20 protein-coding genes are annotated in these 23,790 nt (G+C 73.1%); 9 read left to right on the top strand and 11 right to left on the bottom strand.

From position 1 onward, the window contains the following. Both DK419_RS21410 and DK419_RS21405 read left to right on the top strand, forming a co-directional pair. Positions 1–1,191 (top strand): lytic murein transglycosylase, encoded by a 1,191-nt coding sequence (locus tag DK419_RS21410; protein WP_109960882.1) that lies wholly within the window; start codon positions 1–3, stop codon positions 1,189–1,191. 178 nt (positions 1,192–1,369) lie between these two features. Beyond that, on the top strand, positions 1,370–2,167 hold the full coding sequence (locus DK419_RS21405) for an aldolase (RefSeq protein WP_109960881.1): 798 nt from the start codon (positions 1,370–1,372) through the stop codon (positions 2,165–2,167). A 3-nt stretch (positions 2,168–2,170) separates the two neighbouring features. Here DK419_RS21405 and DK419_RS21400 read toward each other — a convergent pair whose 3' ends face one another. The 8 genes from DK419_RS21400 to DK419_RS21365 form a co-directional block, all read right to left on the bottom strand. After that, the gene (locus DK419_RS21400) at positions 2,171–2,635 is read right to left on the bottom strand and encodes a DUF4267 domain-containing protein (RefSeq protein ID WP_245442607.1); all 465 of its coding nucleotides are present in this window, start codon (positions 2,633–2,635) and stop codon (positions 2,171–2,173) included. 309 nt (positions 2,636–2,944) lie between these two features. Next, complete coding sequence (locus tag DK419_RS21395; protein ID WP_162561342.1) at positions 2,945–3,700, bottom strand: ABC transporter ATP-binding protein; 756 nt, start codon at positions 3,698–3,700, stop codon at positions 2,945–2,947. Next, on the bottom strand, positions 3,681–5,486 hold the full coding sequence (locus tag DK419_RS21390) for a branched-chain amino acid ABC transporter ATP-binding protein/permease (RefSeq protein ID WP_109960879.1): 1,806 nt from the start codon (positions 5,484–5,486) through the stop codon (positions 3,681–3,683). Before DK419_RS21390 ends, DK419_RS21395 begins: the two co-directional genes overlap by 20 nt. Then, positions 5,483–6,343 carry a branched-chain amino acid ABC transporter permease gene (locus DK419_RS21385; RefSeq protein WP_109960878.1) on the bottom strand — a complete coding sequence of 287 codons (861 nt, stop codon included), beginning with the start codon at positions 6,341–6,343 and terminating at the stop codon, positions 5,483–5,485. Before DK419_RS21385 ends, DK419_RS21390 begins: the two co-directional genes overlap by 4 nt. A 22-nt stretch (positions 6,344–6,365) precedes the next feature. Further along, complete coding sequence (locus tag DK419_RS21380; RefSeq protein WP_245442605.1) at positions 6,366–7,562, bottom strand: ABC transporter substrate-binding protein; 1,197 nt, start codon at positions 7,560–7,562, stop codon at positions 6,366–6,368. Between the two features lie 40 nt (positions 7,563–7,602). Then, positions 7,603–8,691 (bottom strand): mandelate racemase/muconate lactonizing enzyme family protein, encoded by a 1,089-nt coding sequence (locus DK419_RS21375; protein WP_109960877.1) that lies wholly within the window; start codon positions 8,689–8,691, stop codon positions 7,603–7,605. After that, positions 8,688–9,818: a mandelate racemase/muconate lactonizing enzyme family protein gene (locus DK419_RS21370; RefSeq protein ID WP_109960876.1), complete on the bottom strand. Its 1,131-nt coding sequence runs from the start codon at positions 9,816–9,818 to the stop codon at positions 8,688–8,690. The genes DK419_RS21375 and DK419_RS21370 overlap by 4 nt, the downstream gene beginning before the upstream one ends. A 136-nt stretch (positions 9,819–9,954) precedes the next feature. Next, complete coding sequence (locus DK419_RS21365; protein WP_162561340.1) at positions 9,955–10,767, bottom strand: IclR family transcriptional regulator; 813 nt, start codon at positions 10,765–10,767, stop codon at positions 9,955–9,957. Between the two features lie 321 nt (positions 10,768–11,088). On the opposite strand from DK419_RS21365, the gene DK419_RS21360 reads away from it, so the two are divergent. Genes DK419_RS21360 through DK419_RS21350 form a run of 3 tightly spaced genes read left to right on the top strand, consistent with a single transcriptional unit; the run spans position 11,089 to position 14,674 of the window. Then, positions 11,089–12,219: a thiolase family protein gene (locus DK419_RS21360; RefSeq protein ID WP_109960874.1), complete on the top strand. Its 1,131-nt coding sequence runs from the start codon at positions 11,089–11,091 to the stop codon at positions 12,217–12,219. Next, complete coding sequence (locus tag DK419_RS21355) at positions 12,216–12,584, top strand: Zn-ribbon domain-containing OB-fold protein (RefSeq protein ID WP_109960873.1); 369 nt, start codon at positions 12,216–12,218, stop codon at positions 12,582–12,584. The genes DK419_RS21360 and DK419_RS21355 overlap by 4 nt, the downstream gene beginning before the upstream one ends. Continuing rightward, positions 12,581–14,674, top strand: a complete 2,094-nt coding sequence (locus DK419_RS21350) for an acetate--CoA ligase family protein (RefSeq protein ID WP_109960872.1) — start codon at positions 12,581–12,583, stop codon at positions 14,672–14,674. The genes DK419_RS21355 and DK419_RS21350 overlap by 4 nt, the downstream gene beginning before the upstream one ends. 27 nt (positions 14,675–14,701) lie before the next feature. On the opposite strand, the gene DK419_RS21345 is transcribed toward DK419_RS21350, so the two are convergent. Then, positions 14,702–15,991: an MFS transporter gene (locus tag DK419_RS21345; protein ID WP_109960871.1), complete on the bottom strand. Its 1,290-nt coding sequence runs from the start codon at positions 15,989–15,991 to the stop codon at positions 14,702–14,704. A gap of 92 nt (positions 15,992–16,083) precedes the next feature. Between DK419_RS21345 and DK419_RS21340 the strand changes: the two genes are divergently transcribed. Then, entirely contained in the window at positions 16,084–16,656 is a 573-nt protein-coding gene (locus DK419_RS21340; protein ID WP_109960870.1) for a TetR/AcrR family transcriptional regulator, read from the top strand. Positions 16,657–16,684: 28 nt separating this feature from the next. On the opposite strand, the gene pepT is transcribed toward DK419_RS21340, so the two are convergent. Beyond that, a complete protein-coding gene (pepT, locus tag DK419_RS21335; protein WP_109960869.1) occupies positions 16,685–17,932 on the bottom strand; it encodes a peptidase T in 1,248 nt (415 codons plus the stop codon). 17 nt (positions 17,933–17,949) lie between these two features. Further along, positions 17,950–18,573, bottom strand: a complete 624-nt coding sequence (locus tag DK419_RS21330) for a glutathione S-transferase family protein (protein WP_109962425.1) — start codon at positions 18,571–18,573, stop codon at positions 17,950–17,952. Between the two features lie 236 nt (positions 18,574–18,809). Here DK419_RS21330 and DK419_RS21325 point away from each other — a divergent pair, with 236 nt between their 5' ends. From DK419_RS21325 to nrfD, 3 genes are read left to right on the top strand one after another with little or no spacing between them, the layout of a single operon-like run. Further along, positions 18,810–19,469, top strand: coding sequence for a cytochrome c3 family protein (locus DK419_RS21325; RefSeq protein ID WP_109960868.1), 660 nt, complete (start codon positions 18,810–18,812; stop codon positions 19,467–19,469). Next, positions 19,457–22,273, top strand: coding sequence for a 4Fe-4S dicluster domain-containing protein (locus tag DK419_RS21320; RefSeq protein ID WP_109960867.1), 2,817 nt, complete (start codon positions 19,457–19,459; stop codon positions 22,271–22,273). The genes DK419_RS21325 and DK419_RS21320 overlap by 13 nt, the downstream gene beginning before the upstream one ends. Next, positions 22,270–23,619, top strand: coding sequence for an NrfD/PsrC family molybdoenzyme membrane anchor subunit (nrfD, locus tag DK419_RS21315; RefSeq protein WP_109960866.1), 1,350 nt, complete (start codon positions 22,270–22,272; stop codon positions 23,617–23,619). The genes DK419_RS21320 and nrfD overlap by 4 nt, the downstream gene beginning before the upstream one ends. The last annotated feature ends 171 nt before the right edge of the window (positions 23,620–23,790 follow it).

The following is a 23,790-nucleotide window of genomic DNA, read 5'->3' as shown; positions in this document are numbered from 1 at the left end:
ATGTCTCCGTCCCGGGCTCGCTCCCGCACGGCGGCCCTGCGCCTCGTCCTGGCGCTCGCCGCCATCCCGGTCCTCGCCGCGCCCGTCGGCGCCGGCGACTTCCGCGCCTTCGTCGAGGAGCTGTGGCCGGCCGCGCAGGCGCGCAAGGTCTCGCGCGCGACCTTCGACGCCGCGTTCCGGGGCGTGACGCCGGACCCGGGGGTGCTGGCGCGCCTGCGCCGCCAGGGCGAGTTCGGCCGGCCGGTCTGGGAGTACCTGACCGGCGCCGTGTCGGCGGGCCGCATCGCCCGCGGGCGGGCGGAGGCCGCGCGCCGCGCCGAGGCCCTGGCGCGGATCGAGGCGGCCTACGGCGTGCCCGGGCCGGTGCTGCTCGCCTTCTGGGGCATCGAGTCGGATTTCGGCGCCAGCGCCGGCACGGTGCCGGTGGTCCGCGCGCTCGCCACCCTGGCCGAGGCGCGCCACCGCGGCGAGCTGTTTCGCGACGAATTGCTGGCGGCGCTCGAGATCCTCGAGCACCACGACGTGAGCCCCGAGCGGATGCGCGGCTCCTGGGCCGGCGCGATGGGGCAGACGCAGTTCCTGCCCTCGGCCTACTTGCGCGCGGCGGTCGATTTCGACGGCGACGGCCGGCGCGACATCTGGGATTCGGCGCCGGACGCGCTCGCCTCGATCGCGAGCTTCCTCCATCAGGCCGGCTGGCGGCGCGAGCTGCCCTGGGGCGTCGCCGTCGCCCTGCCGGCGGGGTTCGATCTGGCGCGCTACCGCGGCCCGTTCTCCGATTTCGCCCGGCGCGGGGTGCGGGCGATCGACGGCGCCCCCCTGCCGGAGGCCGGCGAGGCGAGCCTGTTCCTCCCCGGCGGCGCCGGCGGGCCGGCCTTCCTGATCACGGCGAATTTCGAGGCGATCCGGGCCTACAACACCTCGGATTCCTACGCGCTGGCGGTCGGCCACTTCTCCGACCGGATCGCCGGGGGCCCTCCCCTCGCCGCCCCCTGGCCGGCCGGCCCGCGCCTCGACCAGGCCGGGCTCACCGCGCTCCAGCGCGGGCTCGCCGCCCGGGGGCACTACGACGGCCCCTTCGACGGGCGCGCGGGGCCGAAGTTGCGCGAGGCGGTGCGGCGCTACCAGATCGCCGCCGGATTGCCGGCGGACGGCTACGCCACCCCCGCCCTGCTGGAACACCTGCGCTAGAGAAGCTTCACGATCGCGCTGCGATCGCGAAGCTTCCCCAGCTCTTCGATTTCGCCGCAATTTCTGCGACGAACCGGCATCCACTTCGTCGGAAAATGCTCCAGGCGCGCTGCGCGGTGGACAAGCGGGACCGGCTTTTGCCAGGATCGGCCGACCTCGCGAGGGAGACGAGAACATCATGGCTCACGCACTGGGCGCGCCGACGGCCGAGCGGATCCCGAGCGGCCTCAACCAGCCCGACCTCGCCGGTCCCGAGGTGCGGCAGGCCAAGGAGGAACTCGCCGCCTGCTTCCGCATGGCGGCGCAGCTCGGCCTGGAAGAGGGCATCTGCAACCATTTCTCGGCGATGGTGCCGGGCTACGACGACCTGTTCCTCGTCAATCCCTACGGCTACGCCTTCGCCGAGCTCACCGCCTCGAAGCTCCTGGTCTGCGACTTCCACGGCAACGTGGTCTCGGGCGAGGGCCAGCCGGAGGCGACCGCCTTCTACATCCACGCCCGCCTGCACGCGCGCATCCCGCGGGCCCGCGTGGCGTTCCACACCCACATGCCCTACGCCACCGCGCTCTCGATGACCGAGGGCGATCCCTTGATCTTCGCCGGGCAGACGTCGCTGAAGTTCTACGGCCGCACCGCCTTCGACCGGAACTACAACGGCCTCGCCCTCGACGCGCGCGAGGGCGACCGCATCGCCGACAGCGTCGGCGAGGCCGACATCGTGTTCATGAAGAACCACGGCGTCATGGTGCTGGGACCGACCATCGCCGAGGCCTGGGACGACCTCTACTACCTCGAGCGCGCGGCCGAGGTGCAGGTGCTCGCCCTCTCGACCGGCCGCCCGGTCCTGCCGGTGGATCCCGCCATCGCCGAGGCCGCCTACCGCCAGATGCGCGAGGGCGATCCCGAATCCGCCCGCCTCCACCTCGCGGCGATCCGCCGGCGGCTCGACCGGGAGGAGCCGGACTACGCGCAGTGAGCGCTATCGCCCCATGGGCGGCCGGGCCACCCAGACCGCCACGAGCGCCAGCACGCCGGCGCTCAAGGCGTGCAGCGCGACCTGCCACCAGGCCGCGCTGCCGGCGACCAGCGCCAGGTCGCAGGCCGGGATGACGAGGCTCGCCCCGAGCACGACCGCCACCGCCCGCCGGGTCGAGAACAGGGCGAGGCCGGCGAGGTAGAGCGCGAGGGCGATGTCGCGCGCGCCGATCGCCCGCAGGGCGGTCCGGCCGGACCCCGCCGGCTCGGGGATGCCGTAGATCAGGGCGCCGGCCTCGGGGACCGCCAGGAACAGGGCGCCGAGGGCGAGGAACGCCAGCGCCAGGGCGAGCACCGCCCAGAAGCGCAGGTCGGTGGGGGCGAGGCGCGGGCCGCCGGGTTCGGAATGGGTCCGGTCCATCGCGCCGGCATGCCCGAGCCGGCCGGCGGGCGCCTTCACCTGGAGCACCCTCGGACGTCGCCCGGCGAGGCGCGGGTTCTCTCCTCTCCCCGCGGGCGGGGAGAGGGCTGTGCTCCCGTTCAGGGAGCGCAGCAAGCGGAGGCGCAGCCGGAGCGAGGGTGAGGGGGAAGTGCCGGGTGTGGCTCCTTCGGAACCGCCCCCTCACCCTCGCCCTTCGGGCTCGCCGTGCCCCCTGGACGGGGGCCCGGCCCTCTCCCCGTCCACGGGGAGAGGAGATGACCCGTGCCTCTTCTTTTCTCCGATAGGCCTGCTGTGCAGTAACCGAGGAAAGACCGGTGATCTTCCTGTCCCCGACCCTCACGCGTGCGCCACCCCCGCGCTCCCGAAATACGCCCGCTCCAGCCGCTCGGGCAGGTCGGGCGCGCCGGCCTCGGCCTCCAGCACGATCCGGCCCTGCGCCAGGGCGTAGACCCGGTCCGACACCGCCCGCGCCTTCTCGACCAGCTGCTCGACGAGCAGCACCGCCGTGCCCTGCCGGCGCAGGCGCGCCACCACCTCCAGCACCCGGTCGACCAGGACCGGCGAGAGGCCGGCGGAGGGCTCGTCGAGCATCAGGAGGCGCGGGCGCTGCACCAGGCCTTGGGCCACCGCCAGCATCTGCTGCTGGCCGCCCGACAACGAGGCGCCCTTGTCGTGGCTCTTCGCGGCGATCTCGGGGAAGTGGGACAGGGCTTCCGTGATCCGCGCCTCGCGCTCGGCCCGGGGCAGGTCGTAGGCCGCGAGCAGCAGGTTCTCGCGCACGGTCTGCCCGGTGAAGACGCGGTGGCCCTCGATCACGTGCGAGAGCCCGGCCCGCACGGCGGTCCGGGGGCCGGCGCCCGAGAGCAGCGCGTCCCCGAGCCGGACGCTGCCGGCCTGGACCGGCAGGAGGCCGGAGAGCGCGCGCAGCAGCGTCGACTTGCCGGCGCCGTTGGGCCCGAGCAAGGTCACCACCTCGCCGGCCGCGACCGTGAGATCGACGCCGTGCAGCACCCGGATCTTGCCGTAGCCCGCCTCCAGCCCCTCGACGCGCAGGAGCGGCGACGTCCCGGGATCATGCGCCGAGATAGGCACTGACCACCTCCCTGTGGCTGCGGATCTCCGCCGGCGTGCCGGCGGCGAGCACCCGGCCGAGATTGAGCACCGTGACCTCGTCGCAGATCGCGAAGATCAGGTCGGCGTGGTGCTCGACGAGGAGAACACCGATCCCGGCATCCGCCACCGCCCGGATCAGCCCGCCGAGGCGCTGGATCTCGGAGGCCGAGAGGCCGGCCGCCGGCTCGTCGAGGAGCAGGAAGGCCGGGCGCAGCATCAACGCGCGGGCGATCTCGAGGAAGCGCAACTCGCTGTGCTGGAGCCGCCCGGCCCGGACCTCGTCGAGGCGATCGAGCCCGACCGCCCGGAGCGCCAGGTGGGCCTGGTCGCGCAAAGCGCGCTCGTCCTCGCGGTGGCGCGGGAGCGCGAGCAGCGACTCCGCCAGGGTGGCGCGCCCCTCGACGCTGCCGCCGAGCATGACGTTCTCGATCACGCTCGCCTCAGCCACGATCCGCGGGGTCTGGAAGGTGCGGGCGATGCGAAGGAGCGCGCGCGCCTCCCGCGCCTCGTCGAGCAGCGAGCGGGCGCCCAGGGTCACCTGCCCGCCTTGCGGCCGGTAGTACCCGGAGATCACGTTCAGCGTCGTGGTCTTGCCCGACCCGTTGGGGCCGATCAGCCCGTGGACGCCGCCGGGGCGCAGGGTGAGGTCGAGCCCGTCGATCGCCTTCACGGCGCCGAAGCTCAGGCGCACGCCGGTGAGCGTGATCGGCTCGGCGCGCGTCGCGCCCGCGGCGAGGTCCTGGAGCGCGGCCTTGCGCGGCTGGATGCTGCGCTCGGCCGGCAGCGGGCGGTGCTTGCCCCGGTCGAGGAGGTCGGCGATGCCGCCGGGCAGCACCAGCACGATGACGAGGAGCAGGAAGGCGTAGAGGAAGGTCGACCACGCCGCGAGCGGTGCGGCCACCTCCGGCAGGATGGTGAGCAGGATCGTGCCGATCAGCGGCCCCAGCACCGAGCCGCGCCCGCCGATCAGCACGGCGATGAAGAACAGGAGCGAGAGGTCGAACGTGAAGGCGTCCGGCGTGATGTAGGTCTGGAGCGAGGCGAACAGCCCGCCGGCGATGGCGGCGACGCAGCCGGCGAACAGGAACACCGCGACGAGGAGCCGGGGCTTCGCGATGCCGACCGCCTCCGCGGCGACCTCCGCGTCGCGGATCGCCACCAGCGCCCGGCCCCAGCGGCTCGACGCGACGTTCAGCGTCATCCAGGTGCAGAGAACCGCGCCCGCGAGGCACAGGCCGTAGAAGCCGAGGCGCGACTCGAAGGGCGCGGGCATCTCCGGCCCGGTGATGCCGATGCCGCCGCCGGTCACGTCCTGCCAGGCGAGCGCCACTTGCGTGACGATGGTGGCAAAGCCCAGCGTCGTCATGGCGAAGTAGAAGGTGCGAAGCCGCAACGCCGGCAGCCCGACCACCACCCCGACCAGGGCCCCGACGACCCCGGCGCAGGCGAGCGCCGCGAAGGCCGGGACCGCCGGCATGACGGTGCCGGCGGCGAGCACGCTGGTGGTGTAGGCGCCCACCAGCAGCAGCGCGACGTACCCGATGGCGAGCTGCCCGGCGAAGCCGACGACGAGGTTGAGGCCCGAGACCAGGATCCAGTAGATCGCCGCCCGCGTGGCGATCAGCGTCCAGTAATCGTTGCCGGCGAGCGGCACCGCGAGGGCGAGGCCGAGGATGACGAGGAAGGGCGCGGCCGCCGCGAGGCGCGGTCCCAGCCTCGTGCGGGCGGGACCGTCGGAGGTCGCAAGCGCCGAAGGACTACTCATACGCGCCTCGCCTGGGCCGAACCGAGCAGCCCTTGCGGCGCCGCGAGCAGCACGACGATGAACAGGGTGAAGACCGCCACCGACGCGAAGATGCCGCCGACGACGAAGTTCGCGGTCTGCTGAAAGAGTCCGAGGACGAGGCCGCCGACGAGCGCGCCGCGGTTGTTGCCCAGGCCCCCGAGCGCCACCGGGATGAAGCCGTAGAAGTTGAGGTGCGGCCCGTTGGCGAAGAAGGCGAGCAGCAACTCGCCGCCGGCATAGCCCGCGAGCGCCCCGATGCCGCCGGCGAGCGCGTAGCTCATCACCCGCAGGCGCCGCTCGGGCAGGCCCAGCGCCCGGGCGGCGAAATTGTCCTCCGCCACCGCCAGGAAGGCGTGGCCCAGCAGCGTGCGGCGGTAGAGGAGTTCGAGCCCGACCACCACGATCAGGCAGGCCGCCACCGGCAGCCAGAACTTCTCGTCGAGGACGGTCTCGCCGAAGCCCCCGAGCAGGCGCGGGAAGGGCTGCGGCTCGGTGCTCCAGGTGATCGCCGTGACCTGCTGGATCATCAGGGCCAGCGCCAGGGTCGAGAGCACGTAGAGGTGCTGGTCGAGGCTCTTCAGGACCGGGCGCACCGCCACGAACTCGGTGACGATGCCGACGAGCGCCCCGCAGGCGATCGTCGCGAGCAGCCCGAGCGGCCAGGGCAGGCCGAGGCGAAGGGTGAACAGCGAGCCGAGCACGCCGCCGAGCATCCCGAGCTGGCCGGCGGTGAAGCTCATCACCCGGGAGGTCGAGAACATCGTGTTGTAGGTGATGCCGATCAGCGCGTAGATCGCGCCGACGGCGAGGCCGGAGGCCAGGATCGAGGCGAGCATGGCGGCGCTCCTCCTCGCCGCCTCAGGAATAGCCGGGGGCGAGCCGGAAGCTGCCGTCGCGGCCGGAATTGGCCGCCGACATCACCACCTCGTCGGTCGGGTATCCGTTATGCTGCGTCGGCGTGTAGGTGTAGTCGCCGAAGATGCCGGGATATTTCGTCAGCCCGTTCCAGTGCTTGACGATCGCGTCGGGGGCGCTCGATCCGGTCTCCTCCACCGCCTTGGCGATCAGGGTCACGGCATCGTAGCCGGCCGCGACCCACCACAGCAGGGTGTCGGAAAGGGCGACCTTGCCCTTCAGCCGGGCCACGAACTCCTCGCTGCGGTCGTTAAGCTTGCCGGCCTCGTCGTAGGAGCAGCTGCGATAGCCGACCGCGTAGACCTTCTCCCAGTTCGCCGGCTTCTCGAGCAGCCCGCCGATCTCGCCCGAGGCCATCGAGGGGTGGCCGACGAAGGCGACGTCCCAGCCCATCCGGGCGCGGGTGTTGAAGAGGCGCGCGTCCATGCCGGTCGACACGCTCCAGACCACGATCACCTCGGCGCCGGCATTGCGGGCGCGCAGCAGGTCGGGGGTCATGTCGGGCTGGGTCGAGTCGATGTTGCCGAGATAGGCCACCTCGGCCCCGTCCTGCTTGAACGCGGCCGCCGACGCCTTGGCGGCGGTGACGCCGTAGCCGGTGGTGTCGCCGATCACCGCGACGCGCTTCACCTTCAGGACCTTGAGGCAGTAGTTGCGCACCGCGTCGTCCCACTGGGTGTTCGACGGGGCGATGCGGAAGGCGTTGGGGTACTTCGCCGGGTCGATCAGGCTGTCGATCACGCAGGGGTGGATGTTCGGCATCTTCGCCCGCGCCATGATCGGCGTCGTCGCGAGCGCCTCGCCGGAATTGGTCGGGCCCCAGATCGCGTGGACCTTGGCCTGGCTGATCATCTCCTGCACGGCGTTGACCGCCTTGGTCGGATCGCCTTGCGAGTCGCGGGTGACCAGCTCGATCTTGCGGCCCTTGACCCCGCCGGCGCCGTTGAGCGCCTCGACGGCGAAGACCACGCCGCGGTTGAACCCGACCGTCGGGGCCGAGCTCGGGCCGGTCATCGCCGCGAGCCAGCCGATGCGCAGGGGCTCGCCCTGCGCCAGCGCCGGCCGGGGAAATCCGAGGGCGGCCGCCCCCGCGAGGCCGGCAGCATTCATCACGAGCGCACGACGGTTCGTCGTCACCATGGCGTCCTCCTCCCGTATGATCCCGGCCGGCGCGGTTGTTCTAAGCGCCTTGCCGCTCCAGGTGCCGGATCCTGTCCTCGTCGAAGGTGAACCCGAAGCCTGGCCGCTCCGGCACGATGGCGGATCCGTCGGCGAAGTCCAGTCTCTCGCAGTACAGCTCGGAGAACCACGGCATGACTTCGAGAGAATGGGCGTTTGCCAGGGCGCCGAGCACGCTCAGGCTCTGCTCCGGAAACAGGTGGCTCGACACCGGCAGGTCGTGCGCCTCGGCGAGGTGGCCGACCCGCATGAACTCGGTGACGCCGCCGACCCGCTGCAGGTCCGGCATCAGGATGTCGGCCGAGCGCAGCTCGATCATCCGGCGGAAGCCGTAGCGGGTATAGTCGGTCTCGCCGCTGGCGATCGGCGTGTCGAGGGCGGCGGCGACGCGGGCCAGCCCCTCGACGTCCCAGGCCGGCAGCGGCTCCTCGAACCAGGTGAGGTCGAACTCCTCCAGCCGCCGCCCGAGGCGGATGGCGTCGTTCTCGGTCAGACCCTGGTTGGCGTCGGCCATCAGGCGGATCTTCGGGCCGATCGCCTCGCGCACCGCCCGCACCCGGGCGATGTTCCAGTCGGGATCGCCGGCCGAGAGGCGCATCTTCATCGCCGTGAAGCCCGCCGCCTTGAAGCTCTCGGCTTCCGCGACCAGCTCGTCGGTCGAGCGGTCGAGCCACAACCCGCCGGAATGGTAGGCCGGCACCCGGGCGCTGGCGCCGCCGAGCATCCGGTAGAGCGGCAGGCCGGCGCGCTTTCCCGCGAGGTCCCACAGCGCGCCGTCGAGGGCCGAGATGCCCATGACCGGCATCCCCTTGTGGCCCATGAAGTTCACGTCGCGCCAGGCCCGCGACCAGAAGCCGGCGATGTGGCCGGGGTCCTGGCCGATCACCAGGTCGGCCATCTCGTCGATGAGCGCGCGCAGCACCTTGGTGCGCCGGTCGTTCAGCGTGAACACGATGTTCTCGCCGGTGAGCCCGTCGGCCCGGACCGTGACCAGGATGCAGCCGAACGCGTGCAGTTGACCCAGCGCCGAGCCGATCGGCCGCTCAGGGCGCAAGAGGATGGGGCGCGTCTCGACGCGGTCGACCTTCATGGCGTGTCCTTCCCTTGTGCCGTGCGGACGACCGACCCGACCCGGTAGCGGTCGAGCACGCCGGGATCCGGATCGCAGCCGAGGCCGGGCCCGGGGGGCAGCCGCACGTGGCCGTTCTCGGCCCGGACCCAAGGATCGAACGGGTTCGCCTCCATGTCGAGCCACAGCACCTCGACCAGCGGGTCCTCGACGCGGGCGGCGATGACGTGCATCGAGGCGATGAGGCCGGGGCCGAAATACGGGCTGTGGGGAGCGGCGCGAACGCCGTAGGCCTCGCAGAGCGTGATCACCCGCAGCATCTCGCCGACGCCGCCGATCTTGGTCACGCTCGGCTGCGCGACGTCGATCGCGCCGGCCTCGATCAGCGCCTTGAAGCCGAACAGCCCGGCGGTGTTCTCGCCGGCGGCGATCGGGATGCCGCGGGCCCGCACCTGAGCCAGCCCATGCACGTCCTCCGGCGGCCAGACCGGCTCCTCGAACCAGAGGAGGTCGTGGGGCGCGAAGGCCTCCGCCATCCGGAGCGCCGCCGGCACGCTCCAGGCGCAGTTGACGTCGACCATCAGGGCGGCGCCGTGCGCCCGCGTCACCTCGGCGGCCGCCGCGACCGCTTCCTGCGTGACCTCGTGCAGCTTGATGTGGCGGTAGCCGGCCGCGCAGGCCGCCTCGACGTTGCGGCGCACCAGTGCCGGCTCGTGGTAGGCGAGCAGCGAGGCGTAGGCCGGCAGCCGCTCGCGCCCGTCGCCGCCGAGAAGCCGCGCCACGGGCTGCCCCGCCCGCTTGCCGGCGAGGTCCCACAGGGCGGTCTCGACGCCGGAGAAGGCGAAGACGAACGGGCCGTTGCGGCCGAGCAGGTGCGTCGCGTGGAGCACGCTGCGCGTCAGCGCCGCGATGTCGCCCGACGAGCGCCCGAGGACGAGCGGCGCCACGATGTGGTCGAGGGCGGCCCGCGTCGCCTGGATGCCGGCATGGCCGAAGGCCTCGCCCCAGCCGACCAGTCCCTCGTCGGTCTCGACCCGGACCAGCAGGATGTCGAGATGGGTCCAGGCCTTGCCGGCGAAGGTGGCGGGCGGTCCGCCCATGTCGAAGGGGAGCGAGACGATCTGGGACTGGATGTCGGTGATCTTCAACCGTTCCTCCGAAATTTATGGTTTATTTGACCGACACGACCGGACTGCCACCCTCCTGGTCATTTCGGGGCCGCGAGAGCGGAGCCCGGGATGACCAGGAGGGTGGCAGGAATGTCGGCGTCTCGCGACCCGTCGCTCACCTCGTCCCTCCCTGCCCCACCGGGATCCGCTCCCGCTCCATCAGGTCGGCCTCGCGCCGGAGCGCCTCCGCCAGCTCCGTCTCCCGCGCCCGGATGCGGGTGGTGAGCGCGGCGATGCTCAGGCCCGCCACGGTGCGGTGGCCCGCGTCGCGCACCGGCACGCCGATCGCCCCCATCGTGTCCACCACCTGATCGAGGAGCACGACGTAGCCGCGCGCCCGCGCTTCCATGATCGCCTCACGGATCTCCGCCCGGCCGAGGCGCGGATACGGCCCGAGGCGCTGGACCACGATGCCGAGGATCGCGTCGACCTCGCGGTCGGGCAGCCAGGCGAGCAAAGCCATGGCGCCGGCACCGACCCCGAGGGGACGGCGGCTGCCGATGTCGAGGTAGTTGGCGCGGATCGGGTAGGCACCGACCTCGCGCTCGATGCAGACCGCCTCGACGCCGCTCCGCACCGAGAGCAGCACCGTGTCGCCGGAGAGCTCGGCGAGCCGCATCAGGCTCGGGCGGGCGAGCGCCCTGAGGTCGTCGGGCCGGCCGGCGCTGGCGGCGAGCGCCATCAGTTCCGGCCCCGGCCGCCAGCGCCGGCCATCCGGTGCGCGCGCGGCGAAGCCCTCCTGCGCCAGGGTATCGAGGATGCGGAGCGCCGTGACCTTGTTGAGCCCGGCCTCGGCCGAGAGGTCGGTCAGGCGCCGGGGCGCCGCGGCGGCGAGCGCCCGCAGCACGGCGCAGACCTTCTGGACGGCGTTGGGCTCTCCGCCCGCGGGGGACGGAGGCGGGGCGTCGTCGGCGGTGGACGGGCTCATGCCGCCCCCGGCGACGCACGCGAATCCAGGCCCGCCCGACGGTGCATGGCGCCTCTCACGCGTTCCCGATCCCGCCGCCCTCGTTGGATCGGTTCCGTATAGCGGAACCATCGCGGTCGATATCGGATCCTCCCGCCCAGCAACGATGACCATCGTTACTCGACACGGAACAGTGTTGACAGGCTATTGTCAGGAAGGCAACCCTCTTCCTGCAAGAGGTCGCCGGCCCGACACCGGAACGACCCGGCCCGGAGGACGCCCGATGCGAAGTTCCGCCAGGCGGAATGCTTTCCGTGAGTGCCGGTTCGGAACGCCGGTCCGATGAGCCGCGTCACCGGCATCGGCCTCACCCCGTTCGGCCGCCTGCCCGGCCTCTCCACCCTCGACCTGATGAGCCGTGCCGCCGCCGATGCCTTGTCCGATGCCGGGCTGGAACGACGCGAGATCGACGGGCTGATCACCGGCTACTCGACCACCCACCCGCACCTGATGCTCTCGACGGTGTTCGCCGAGCATTTCGGCCTCCGCCCGGCCTACGCTCACGCGGTGCAGCTCGGCGGTGCCACGGGGTTCGCCCTGGTGATGCTGGCGCACCTCATGGTCGAGGCGGGCGCGGCGCGGCGGATCCTGGTGGTGGCGGGGGAGAACCGGCTGTCGGGCCAGTCCCGCGACGCCGCGATCCAGACGCTGGCCCAGGTCGGCCACCCGACCTACGAGGTGCCGCTCGGCGCCACGATCGCCGCCTATTACGGCCTCGTCGCGTCGCGCTACGCGCATGAATACGGCATCGACGATCATGCCGAGCTGGCGGTCCTGATGCGGGGAAACGCCGCCCGGACGCCCGGCGCCCACCTCACCGAGCCGATCACCGCCGCGATGGTGCGGGGGTCCAAGCCCATCGCCGCGCCGTTGCGCCTGCTCGATTGCTGCCCGGTCTCGGACGGGGGCGCGGCCTTCGTGATCGAGCGGGCCGATCCCGGGCGGCCCGGCCCCGGGATCCGCGGCGCCGCCCAGGCCCACACCCACCAGCACGTCAGCGCCGCGCCCTCCCTCACCGCCTTCGGCGCCGGCGACAGCGCCGGCCGGGCGCTGGCGCAGGCGGGCGTCGCGCTCGCCGACATCGCCTATGCGGCGATCTACGACAGCTTCACCATCACGCTCGCGATCCTGCTCGAGGAGATCGGCCTGGCGCCACGGGGCGCCGCCGGGCGGCTCGCCCGCGAGGGCCACTTCTCGCCCGGCGGCGCGATGCCGCTCAACACCCATGGCGGCCTCCTGAGCTACGGCCATTGCGGCGTCGGCGGCGCCATGGCCCACCTCGCCGAGACCGTGCGGCAGATGCGCGGGCAGGCCGGCCCGCGCCAGGTCGCACCCCCGGCACTCGCCCTGCTCCACGGCGACGGCGGCGTGCTCTCCTCCCATGTCAGCCTCGTCCTGGAGAACGGCCGATGAGCCCGGACATTCCGGACTGGACCACCGGCGGCGAGGGCCTGGCGCTCGCGCGCTGCCGGGCTTGCGGCCACGTGCAGTACGCCCGCCGCCCGTTCTGCCCGGCCTGCGGCGGCGAGGACCTGGGCACCGAGGCCGCCTCCGGCCGCGGCACGGTCTACGCCGTGACCCTGGTGGCCCGCGCGCCCTCGCCGGACCTCCAGGCCCACGCCCCCTACGGGATCGCGCTGGTCGATGCCGAAGAGGGCTTCCGCTTCATGGCGCATTGCCCGCCCGACGGCGTCGCGATCGGCGAACCCGTGCGCACGACGTTCCGCGCCTTCGGGGCCGGCCTCGTCCCGTTCGTCACCCCGGAGAGCCAACCATGACGTCGAGCCTCCAGGCCGCCCTCGACCCGCGCTCGATCGCGGTGATCGGCGCCTCCGAGAACCCCGACAAGATCGGCGGAAGGCCGCTCCTCTACCTGTCGCGCTTCGGCTTTCGCGGCGAGGTCTGGCCGGTCAACCCGCGGCGCGAGGAGGTGCAAGGGCGGCGCACGGTGCCGCGGCTCTCGGGCCTCTCGCGGGCGCCCGACCTCGCGATCATCGCGGTACCGGGCGAGGCGGCGGTGGCGGCGCTCGACGAATGCGCCGAGATCGGCGTCAAGGTCGCGATCATGATGGCCTCGGGCTTCGGCGAGACCGCGGACCCCGCGGCGAAGGCGGCCGAGCGGGCGATGGTGGCGCGCGCCCGGGCCCGGGGCCTCAGGATGATCGGCCCGAACTCGCAGGGCTTGGCCAATTTCGGCACCGGGGCGGTCGCGAGCTTCTCCAGCATGTTCCTGGAGGCCCCGCCGCAGGACGGCCCGGTCGGCATCGTCAGCCAGAGCGGGGCGATGAGCGTGGTGCCCTACGGGCTGTTGCGCGCCCGCGGCATCGGCGTGCGCCACACCCACGCCACCGGCAACGACGCCGACGTGACGGTGTGCGAGCTCGCCGCCGCGGTCGCGGCCGATCCGGACTTGAAGCTCCTGCTCCTCTACCTCGAGAGCATCCCCGACCCGCACCACCTGGCGGAGGCCGCGTCCATCGCCCGCGACCGCGGGCTGCCGATCGTCGCGCTGAAATCCGGCCGCACCGCCGCCGGGCAGGCGGCGGCGCAATCCCATACCGGGGCGCTCGCCAACGAGGACCGGCTGGTCGACGCCTTCCTGGAGCGGCACGGGATCTGGCGGGCCGAGGACACCACCGACCTCGTCGCGGCGGCCGAGCTGTACCTGAAGGGCTGGCATCCGGGGGGCCGCCGCATGGTGGCGATCAGCAATTCGGGCGCGACCTGCGTGATGGCGGCCGACGCCGCCTCGTCCCGCGGGCTCGAACTCGCCCCGCTCGCCGACGCCACGCAGGGCCGCCTGCGGGCGATCCTCCCGAGCTTCGCCGCGACCCGCAACCCGGTCGACATCACGGCGGCGCTGATGACGAACTCGGCCCTGTTCAGCCAGATCCTGCCGGTGATCGCCGAGGACCCGTCCGCCGACGCCTTCCTGGTCGGGGTGCCGGTGGCGGGCCGCGCCTACGCGGTCGACGATTTCGGCCGCGACACCGCCGCCTTCGCGCAGGCGACGGGCAAGCCGGTGGTGATCGTGGCGCCCCAGGAGATCGTCGCCGCGCCGTTCCGCTCCCGCGGCCTGCCGGTCTTCCCCGGCGAGGGCGAGGCGGTGCGGGCGCTGCACCAGTTCATCGCCCATCACGAGCGGATGGCCGCCGCCGCGGGCCGTCCGGCCCACCCGGCCCCGCCCCCGCCCTCCGATGCGCCGCCGCGCCTCCTCGACGAGGCCGGGAGCCTCGCCCGCCTCGCCCGCGCCGGGGTGCCGGTGGTGCGCCACCGCCTCTGCCGCACGGCCGACGAGGCGGTGGCGGCAGCCGGCGAGATCGGCGGGCCGGTCGCCGTCAAGGGCTGCTCGGCGGAGGTCGCGCACAAGAGCGAGCTCGGGCTGGTGCATCTGGGGGTGAGCGGGGCGGAGGCCGTGCGCGCCGCCTTCGAGGCCTGCCGGGCGGCCCTTGCGGCAGCGGGCCACGCCTCCTCCGGCGTCATCGTCGCCGCGATGGCGCGCGGGCGGCGCGAGCTGGTGCTCGGCGCCCATCGCGACCCGTTCTTCGGCCCGGTCGTGGTGGTGGGCGACGGAGGCACGTACGTCGAGGCGATGCCGGACGTCGCGCTCCTGCTGCCGCCCTTCTCGGAAGCGGATGTGGGCCGAGCGCTCGGGCGCCTGCGGATCGCCCCCTTGATCGCCGGCGTGCGCGGCGAGGCCCCGCTCGCGATCGAACCCTACCTCGCCGCCGCGGCGGCTTTGGGGCGGCTGATGGTCGAGGAGCCCGGAATCGCCAGCCTCGACGTCAATCCGCTGCTCGTCGGCACGGCGCCGGAGGACTGCCTGGCGCTCGACGCCGTGGTGTTCGAGGCGGAACGCGCGCCGTGACCGCCCGGGCCGGCGCGGCGCGAGGGCTCAGAGCGGCGAGCCGCGGTGGCGCAGGCGGCCGGCGACGTGATCCACGACGGCGCGCACCCGGGGCTTCGCGGGGCGGTTCGCGGGAGGCGCGGCGAGGGTGCCGCCCTCCGGGGCGGCGTCGCGCGCCCGCAGCACCGCGAGGCCGCCGACGCTCACCACCAGGATCACCCCCGCGTACAGGTCGGCCGTCGTCGCGTAGCCGAGGCTGCGGGCGAGGAAGCCAGCCCCGACCGCCGGCAGGCTGAAGGCGAGGTAGCTCTGGACGTAGAAGGCGGCGAGGAGCCCCGCGCGCTCGTCGGGTTCGGCCGGCGGCATGATCGTGCCGAGGCAGCCGAGGAAGCTGGCGCCGAAGCCGCATCCGGTGACGAGGGTGCCCAGGATGAGGAGCGGCACGCTGGCCAGATGGATGCCGGCGGCGACGAGGACGACGCCGAGGGCCGTGGCGAGCACCCCGAAGGTCAGGTTGTCCCGCGGAGCCCGGCCCCGGCGCAGGAGCACCGAGACGGCGCCGGCCACCATCAGCGCCGTGACGACGGCCCCGCCGGTGAGCGGCGCGCGGCTGCCGGTGGCCGCCGCCACGACCGAGGGGACCAGCGAGAGGTAGAAGCCGCCGAGCGTCCAGTTGGCGAGGTTGATCGGCGTCACCAGGGCCAGCGGCCGCCGGATCCGGGCCGGGACGGCCATGCGGGGCTTCAGCGAGGCGAGCGCCCCGGGCCGCGTCGCGGCGCTCTCGGGGATGCGCCAGATGGCGAGCGCCAGCCCGGCGAAGGTGCACAGCAGGAGGCCGTAGACGAGGTGCAGCGGCAGCGGCGCGTACTGGATCAGCGCGCTGGTGCCGAGCGCGCCCAGCGCCATGCCGGCGAGCGGCGCCACCGCGTTGACGATCGGGCCGCGGGTGCGGTCGACGTCGACGAGCGCCGCGCCGAGGGAGGCGGCGGCGATGCCGGTGGCGAGCCCCTGTACGATCCGGGCGACGACGAGCCAGGCGGCGCCGTGGCCGACCAGCAGGAACAGCCCCATGGCCGCCGCCTCGAGGACGAGCGCTCCGGCGATCACCGGCCGGCGCCCGAGATGGTCGGAGAGCGAGCCCGCCACCAGCAGCGCCTTGAGGAGGGCCACCGCGTAGACGGCGAAGACCAGGGTGACGAAGACCGGCGAGAGCGCCAGGGTCTCCTGGTAGATCCGGTAGAGCGGCGTCGGGGCGGCCGCGGCGGCGAAGAACGCGCCGAGCGTCACGGCGTGGAGGCTGAGCGGGTCGACCCGCCGGGATCCTTGACCTGTGAGCATCGCCGTGCCCCTTAATGCAAATCCGTTGCGTTAGAGATCTAAGGCCGCGGAAGGCTAAAAGCAAATCCTTTGCGTTTGGAGGCGGGGCAGCGATGGCGGACAGGGAGGCGGGACCGCGCCCGGGCGGGCGCAGCGCGCGCGTCCAGGCCTCGGTCCACCGGGCCGTGCGCGAGCTCCTCGCCCGGATGGACCGCGCCGAGGTCACGATCCCGCTGATCGCCCAGGAGGCCGGCGTCACGCCCTCGACGATCTACCGGCGCTGGGGCGAGCTCAACGAACTCCTCGCCGACGTCGCGGTCGAGCGGCTGCGCCCGGACATGGTGCCGGTCGAGACCGGCAGCGGGCGGGGCGACCTCCTGGCCTGGGCCGAGCAATACGCCGAGGAGATGGCGTCGGGGCTCGGGCGCGAGATGATCCGCGACGTGCTCGCGGCCGAGGGGGCCGCCGGACCGCGGCGCTGCTGTGCTTACGCCCGCCAGCAGATCGAGACCGTCGCGGCCCGCGCCGCGGCGCGGGACGAGGCGTTTCCGGAGATCGACGCGGTGCTCGATCGCGTGATCGCCCCGATCCTGTTCCGGATCCTGTTCGACGAGGCGCTGGCGACGGAGAAGGTCGCGGGGCTGGTCGATGGCGCGTTCGCAGGCGTGGGGGGCGGGGCCAGATGATCCGGAGGGCGTCGAGCCTGTTGCCGGTTCAAGGAAGGCCCTCCCCCGCCGCCAGCCCGCAGATCCGCCGCGTCACCCGCCACGACGCCGCGAAGGCCGGCACCGGCAGGAACTCGAACCGCGAGTGGAAATTGTAGGCGCCGGTGAAGTAGTTCGGCGTCGGCAGGCCGCGGGCCGACAGGGCCGCCCCGTCGGTGCCGCCGCGCATCGGGATCTGCCGCGGCGCGATCCCCTCCGCGGCGAGCGCGGCGAAGAGCAGGTCGACGGAGCGGCGGTCGTCGCCGAGGCTGTCCTGGATGTTGCCGTAGGTGTCGGTGATCCGGCACTCCACCCGGCCGGTCGGGTAGAGCGCGGCGATCTCCCCGGCGACCGCGTGCAGGCGTGCCTTTCGCGCCGCGAACGTTTCGCGGTCGAAGTCGCGGATCATCGCCTGCAGGCGGGCCTCGCCGGAATGGGCGTGGAGGCCGTTGAACCAGATATAGCCCTCGCGCCCCTCGGTGGTCTCCGGCGTCTCGGCCCGGTCGAAGCGAGCGATGAAGTCGTGCGCCATCAGGAGCGGGTTCACCATCACGCCCTTGGCCGACATCGGGTGCGCGGCGACGCCCGTGAACACGATCTCGGCGCCGGCCGCGTTGAAGGTCTCGATCACGACCTCGCCGACCGCGCAGGCGTCGATCGTGTAGGCGAAGTCGCACGCGAAGCGCGCGAGGTCGAGGGCCTTGGCCCCGCGCAACCCGATCTCCTCGTCGGGCACGAAGGCGACGAGGATGTCGCCGTGCGCGTCCCGCGGCGTCAGGGTGGCGAGCAGCGTCATCACGACGGCGACCGCCGCCTTGTTGTCGGCCCCGAGCACGCTCGTCCCGTCGCCGACGATCACGTCCTCGCCGGTATGGGGCACGATCTCGGGGTGCTCGGCGACGCGAAGCCAGATGTCCCGGTCGCCGTTGAGGCAGAGGTCGGCGCCGTCGAAGCGCAGCACCTGCGGGCGGATCTCGGGCGAGAGCCCGACATCGACGGTGTCGAGATGGGCGATGAAGCCGATCGGCGGGGCGCCGGGCCGGGTGCCGGCCTTGCGCGCCGTCAGGATACCGTGCCCGTCGAGCACCACGTCGTGGAGCCCCATCTCGCGCAGCTCGCCGGCCAGCAGCTCGGCCAGCGCGCGCTGGCCCGGGGTGCTCGGCAGAGCGGTCGCCCGGGCATCGCTCTGGCTCGCCACCGCGAGGTAGCGGAAGAAGCGCTCGACCAGTTGCGCCCGCAGGGCCGTCTCGTCCGTCATGCCGTGTCGGTCCGTCATCAGCTGAGCGCCACCGCGAAGCCGCGCTGCACCGCCGGCCGCGCCATCAGGGCCTCGTACCAGCGCTTCACGTTCGGATGATCGGCGAGGTCGACCCGGTGCCGGGCGTGGCGCCAGGCCCAGCCGAGGATCGCGAAATCCGCGATCGAGAGCGCCCCGGCGACGAACTCGCCCTCGCCCAATCGTCGATCGAGCACGCCGTAGAGCCGGCGCGTCTCCTTCTGGTAGCGCTCGAGGCCGTAGGCGCGGTCCTTCTCGTCGACGCCGAGGAAATGGTGGACCTGGCCCGGCATCGGCCCGAAGCCGCCCATCTGCCACATCAGCCACTCCATCGCCTGGACCCGGCCGCGCCCGCCCGCAGGCAGGAACAGCCCGGTCTTCTCGGCGAGGTAGACCAGGATCGCGCCGGATTCGAACACCGAGATCGGCTCCCCGTCCGGCCCCTCGGAATCGACGATCGCCGGGATGCGGTTGTTCGGGCTCAAACGCAGGAAGTCCGGCTCGAACTGCCGGCCCTTGGTGATGTCCACCGGCTCGATCCGGTAGGGCAGCCCCATCTCCTCGAGGGCGACGCTGATCTTGCGCCCGTTCGGCGTATCCCAGGTGTAGAGCTGGATCATGATGCGCTCACCTCCGGGGCCGGACCGTAGGACGGTTCGGGCGCGGAGTCGCGCCGGTTTCGAGCGGGGCGGGTCGCGCCCGGTCCGCTCCCGGCGCATGGCGCTCCCCCGCGCGACCCCGCCGCCCCGGCCCTGCGACATCGCATTCCGGATGGCGGAACCAAGCTACTCGTACTGAGTATCTCCATGCGGAGGGGGCGGCCACGGTTGCCCGGGGGGAGTGCGGGACCGCGAGCCGCATGGCGCAGATCTTTCGACCCGGCGCGGACACCCTGGCCCGCCTGGCGCTCGCGGGGCTCGCGGTGGTGCCGGTCCTCGGCCTCGGGCTCGCCACCGCCCTGTGGCGCTCGCCCTACGCCACGGCCCAGGACGCGACCCGCGAGCAGCCGGTGCCGTTCAGCCACGAGCACCATGTCGGCGGGCTCGGGATCGATTGCCGCTACTGCCACACCTCGGTCGAGAAGGCCGCCTTCGCGGGCATCCCGCCGACGGAGACCTGCATGAGCTGCCACTCGCAGATCTGGACCAACGCCCCGATGCTGGCGCCCGTCCGCACCAGCCTCGCGGAAGGGCGGCCGCTGGCCTGGCGCCGGGTCCACGCCCTGCCGGACTACGTCTACTTCAATCACGCGGTGCACGTCGCCAAGGGCGTCGGCTGCGCGACCTGCCACGGCGCGGTCCAGACCATGAAGCTGGTGCGGCAGGTGGCGCCCCTCACCATGGGCTGGTGCCTCGACTGCCACCGGAATCCGGCGCCGAACCTGCGCCCGCGCGAGGCGGTGTTCGACATGACCTGGACGCCGCCCGACGACCAGGAGCAGCGGGGGGCACGGCTCGCCGCCGCCTACCACGTCAAGTCGCCGGCGCGCTTGAGCGAGTGCTCGATATGCCACCGCTGACGGGCCTTCACCGCCGCGAGGCGCTGCGGCTCATGGGCGCCGGCATCGCGCTCGCCGCCGGGGGCTGCTCGCGGCCGGACGAGGAGATCCTGCCTTACGTCCGCCAGCCCGAGCAGCTGCTGCCCGGGGTGCCGGCGCGCTACGCGACCGCCTTGCCCCTCTCGGGCTTCGCCCGGGGCGTCCACGCCGTCGCGGTCGACGGGCGGCCGATCAAGATCGAGGGCAACCCGCTCCATCCCGGCAGTCGCGGCGCCACGGACGTGTTCCTGGAAGCCGCCGTGCTCGACCTCTACGACCCCGACCGCTCCCGCGCGCCGAGCGAGCGGGTCGCCGGCATCGCCTCGTGGGAGGCCTTCGGCAAGGCCTATGCCCGGCCGCTCTCCGAGGCGCGGGGCGGCGCCGGCTTCCGGCTGCTGACCGGCCGGGTCGCCTCGCCGACGCTGCTGCGCCAGATCGCGGCCATGCGCGCGGCGATGCCGGAGGCGGCCTGGCACGTCCACGAGCCCCTGGACGAGGCGAATGCCCGGGCCGGCGCCGCCCTGGCCTTCGGGCGCCCGTTGCGGGCCCTGCCGCGGCTGGACCGGGCCGAGATCGTGGTCTGCCTCGAGGCCGACCCCCTCGGGCCGGGGCCGGACCAGATCCGCCTCTCCGCCGACCTGATGGAGCGCCGGCGCGATCCCTCCCGGTTCGGCCGCCTGTTCGTGGCGGAAGGCCTGCCGACGCTCACCGGCATCAAGGCCGACGAACGCCGCGCCCTGCCGCCAGCGGCGACGGAAGCGCTCCTCGTCCACCTCGCGAACGGCTTTGCCGCCGGCCTGCCCGGTCCCGCCCTGCCCGAGCCCGAGCGCCGCTTCGCGGACCGGATCCTCACCGATCTCCGCGCCCATCCCGGCCGCGCCGTGGTGCTCGTCGGCGAGGCGCTGGCGCCGGAACTCCACGCCCTCGCCCACTGGCTCAACGCGCGGCTCTCCGCCCCGATCGACCGGATCGCGCCGCCCGACGCCCTGGCGGACCTCGCGCCCGGCACCCTGGCGGATCTCTGCGAGGACATCGCGGGAGGCAAGGTCTCCTGCCTCGCCATCCTCGGCACCAACCCGGTCCAGACCGCGCCGGCCGATCTCGGCGTCTCGGAGCTGCTGCGGCGGGTCCCGTTCAGCGTCCAGGTCGGCACCCATGCCGACGAGACCGCGGGCGGGACGCACTGGCACCTGCCGCTCGCCCACGACCTCGAATCCTGGTCCGACCTGAGGGCGACCGACGGCACCGCGAGCCTGGTCCAGCCCCTGGTGCGCCCGCTCTACGGCGGCCGCTCCGTCCACGAGGTCCTGAACCTGCTCACCGGCGCCGAGGCGCGGCGCGGCTACGACATCGTCCGGGAGACCTGGCAGGGTGCCTGGCAGGATCACCGGCGCCCGGGGGATACCGACTTCGAGGGCTGGTGGCGCCGCTGCCTGCACGACGGCACGATCCCGGGGAGCGCCGCCGCACCCGTCGCGCTCCCCGAGCCCGCCCTGCCGGCCCTGCCGGCCCCGCCCGCCCGCTGCGACCTCACCCTGCTCCTCACCCCCGATCCGGCCCTGTGGGACGGGCGCGGGGCCAACAACGCCTGGCTGCAGGAATGCCCGCATCCGGTGACGAAGCAGGTCTGGGGCAACGCGCTCCTCCTCTCGCACGGCGAGGCGGCGCGGCGCGGCGTGAAGGACGGCCAGGCCGTGAGCCTCACCGTGCGCGGCACCTCGCTGATCGCCCCGGTGGCGGTGATCTCCGGCATCGCCGACGGGGTGGCGGGCTTGAGCCTCGGCCACGGCCGGGCCCGGGCCGGGCAGATCGGCAACGGCGTCGGGGTCGATGCCTACCGGCTGACGCGGGCCGATGCGACGCGGACGATCCGCGACGTGAGCCTGACGCTCCTCGACGAGCGGCGCGAGATCCTGAGGACCCAGAACTACACCCGGATCGAGGGCGAGACCGGCACGCTGTTCCCGCGCCTCGACCTCGCGGCGCTCGCCGCCTCCGAGCCGAAGGGGAACGGGCCCGACCGGCCGACGCTGCTCGAACCCTGGACGGGGGATGCCGACGGCCACGCCTGGGGCATGGTGATCGATACGGCGGCGTGCATCGGCTGCAACGCCTGCGTGATCGCCTGCCAGTCCGAGAACAACGTGCCGGTGGTCGGGCCGGAGGAGATCGCCCGCGGGCGGATGATGCACTGGCTCAGGGTCGACATCTACGATTCCGGCAAGCCGGAGCGGATCGAGGCCGGGTTCCAGCCGGTGCCGTGCATGCATTGCGAGCACGCGCCCTGCGAACCGGTCTGCCCGGTGGCGGCCTCGGTCCATGACGGCGAGGGGCTGAACCTCCAGGTCTACAACCGCTGCGTCGGCACCCGCTTCTGCGAGGCGAACTGCCCCTACAAGGTCCGCCGCTTCAACTTCTTCGGCTACGCCGACGGGCAGGAATACGCGAGCCTCGGCGCCGAGCCGGTGCGGGCGCAGCGCAACCCCAACGTCACGGTGCGGGCCCGCGGCGTGATGGAGAAGTGCACCTACTGCGTCCAGCGCATCGCGGGCGAGCGCCAGGCGGCCGAGCGCGACGGGCGCCCGATGGGCGAGGTCGCGACCGCCTGCCAGTCCGCCTGCCCGACGCGCGCCATCCGCTTCGGCGACCTGAACGCGCCGGGAAGCGGAGTGGCGGCGCAGCGCTCCGACCCGCGCCACTACGCCCTGATGGCGGAGCTGAACACGCGTCCCCGCACCACCTACCTCGCGGACCTCCGCAACCCCGCCCGGGAGGACCGGACGTGAGCGGCGCGCCGCACCCGCTGATCGACGCCGGGCGCCTCGGCTACGGGGCGATCTCGGCGGCGGTCGCCGACCCGATCCAGCGGAACGGCTTCGGCCGCGCCTGGGTCATCGCGCTCCTCTGCACCCTGCCCTTCGTCCTGCTCACGCTCGGCGCCATCGGGGCGGTGCTCACCGTCGGGATCGGGCTGTCGGGGGTGAACACCACGGTGGTCTGGGGCTTCTCGATCGCCAACTACGTCTGGTGGATCGGCATCGGCAATGCCGGCACGCTGATCTCCTCGATGCTGCTGCTGACGCGCCAGCGCTGGCGCGCCTCGATCAACCGCTTCGCCGAGGCGATGACGCTGTTTGCCGCCGCCATCGCCGGGCTGTTCCCGATCATCCATCTCGGCCGGCCGCTCTACGCCTACTGGCTCGCGCCCTACCCGAACACCATGGCGCTGTGGCCGCAATGGCGCTCGGCGCTGGTCTGGGACTTCTGGGCGATCCTGAGCTACTTGCTCTTCTCCGCCCTGTTCTGGTTCACCGGCCTCCTGCCCGACCTCGCCACGATGCGCGACCGCGCGCGGACGCGGGCCGGCCGGGTGATCTACGGGGCGCTGGCGCTCGGCTGGCGCAACTCCGCCCGGCACTGGCGCGCCCACGAGACCTACCACCTCGCCATGGCGGCGCTCGCGGTGCCGCTCGTCTGCTCGGTGCACTCGATCGTCGGGCTCGACTTCGCCGCGAGCCTGATGCCCGGCTGGCAGGAGAGCATCTTCCCGCCCTACTTCGTCGTCGGCGCGATGTTCTCAGGGTTCGCCATGGTGGTGGTGCTGGCGATCGTGATCCGCTGGGGCCTGAACCTCCAGGCGATGATCACGCCGGCCCACTTCGACGCCATGGCGAAGGTGATGCTGTTCGCCTCGATCGTGATGGCGTTCTCCTACGCCACCGAGTGGTTCACGGCGTGGGTCGGCGGCGAGCACGCCGACCGGACGGTGATCGGGTATTTCTTCACCGGCGACTACGCGCCGCTCTACGGCCTGCTGCTGTTCTGCAACTGCCTCGCGCCGCAGGCGCTGTGGTGGCGCCGGGTGCGGCGGAACCTGTGGTGGCTCGCCGGGATCTCGGTCGTGATCAATGTCGGCATGTGGCTCGAGCGGATCCTGATCGTCTGGAACACGCTCTCGCACGGCCACGCCGTCACGCTCTGGCGGACCTACCACACCAGCCTCTACGACGTGGCGATCCTGGTGGGACCGCTCGGGCTGTTCGCCTTCCTGTTCCTGGTGCTGGCGCGCCTCCTGCCGATCGTCTCGATGCACGAGGTCCGGCAGCTGGCGCGGGACGAGGGGGCGGCGTGATGGGGGACACGCATGCTTGCCTCGGACACTCATCTCACGAGGACTGCGACAGGCACACGCTATCGGATCAGGCGCGTTCCTCCTCTCCCCGCGGGCGGGGAGAGGGCCGTGTCTCCGTTCAGGGGACACGGCAAGCCCGCAGGGCGAGGGTGAGGGGGTCTCTACGCAGAA

Source organism: Methylobacterium terrae (assembly GCF_003173755.1).
Taxonomy (GTDB): domain Bacteria; phylum Pseudomonadota; class Alphaproteobacteria; order Rhizobiales; family Beijerinckiaceae; genus Methylobacterium; species Methylobacterium terrae.
The sequence above is the reverse complement of the archived record's forward strand: the minus strand, read 5'-3'. Positions and strand labels throughout refer to the sequence as shown.

Bases quoted from the DNA above. Each gene is read 5' to 3' on its own strand.
- DK419_RS21380 (WP_245442605.1), bottom strand. From the start codon at position 7,562: ATGGTGACGACGAACCGTCGTGCGCTCGTGATGAATGCTGCCGGCCTC.
- DK419_RS21345 (WP_109960871.1), bottom strand. From the start codon at position 15,991: ATGCTCACAGGTCAAGGATCCCGGCGGGTCGACCCGCTCAGCCTCCAC.
- DK419_RS21390 (WP_109960879.1), bottom strand. From the start codon at position 5,486: ATGAGTAGTCCTTCGGCGCTTGCGACCTCCGACGGTCCCGCCCGCACG.
- DK419_RS21320 (WP_109960867.1), top strand. From the start codon at position 19,457: ATGCCACCGCTGACGGGCCTTCACCGCCGCGAGGCGCTGCGGCTCATG.
- DK419_RS21385 (WP_109960878.1), bottom strand. From the start codon at position 6,343: ATGCTCGCCTCGATCCTGGCCTCCGGCCTCGCCGTCGGCGCGATCTAC.
- DK419_RS21360 (WP_109960874.1), top strand. From the start codon at position 11,089: ATGAGCCGCGTCACCGGCATCGGCCTCACCCCGTTCGGCCGCCTGCCC.
- pepT (WP_109960869.1), bottom strand. From the start codon at position 17,932: ATGACGGACGAGACGGCCCTGCGGGCGCAACTGGTCGAGCGCTTCTTC.
- DK419_RS21410 (WP_109960882.1), top strand. From the start codon at position 1: ATGTCTCCGTCCCGGGCTCGCTCCCGCACGGCGGCCCTGCGCCTCGTC.
- DK419_RS21365 (WP_162561340.1), bottom strand. From the start codon at position 10,767: ATGAGCCCGTCCACCGCCGACGACGCCCCGCCTCCGTCCCCCGCGGGC.
- DK419_RS21340 (WP_109960870.1), top strand. From the start codon at position 16,084: ATGGCGGACAGGGAGGCGGGACCGCGCCCGGGCGGGCGCAGCGCGCGC.
- DK419_RS21350 (WP_109960872.1), top strand. From the start codon at position 12,581: ATGACGTCGAGCCTCCAGGCCGCCCTCGACCCGCGCTCGATCGCGGTG.
- DK419_RS21355 (WP_109960873.1), top strand. From the start codon at position 12,216: ATGAGCCCGGACATTCCGGACTGGACCACCGGCGGCGAGGGCCTGGCG.
- DK419_RS21375 (WP_109960877.1), bottom strand. From the start codon at position 8,691: ATGAAGGTCGACCGCGTCGAGACGCGCCCCATCCTCTTGCGCCCTGAG.
- DK419_RS21325 (WP_109960868.1), top strand. From the start codon at position 18,810: ATGGCGCAGATCTTTCGACCCGGCGCGGACACCCTGGCCCGCCTGGCG.
- DK419_RS21405 (WP_109960881.1), top strand. From the start codon at position 1,370: ATGGCTCACGCACTGGGCGCGCCGACGGCCGAGCGGATCCCGAGCGGC.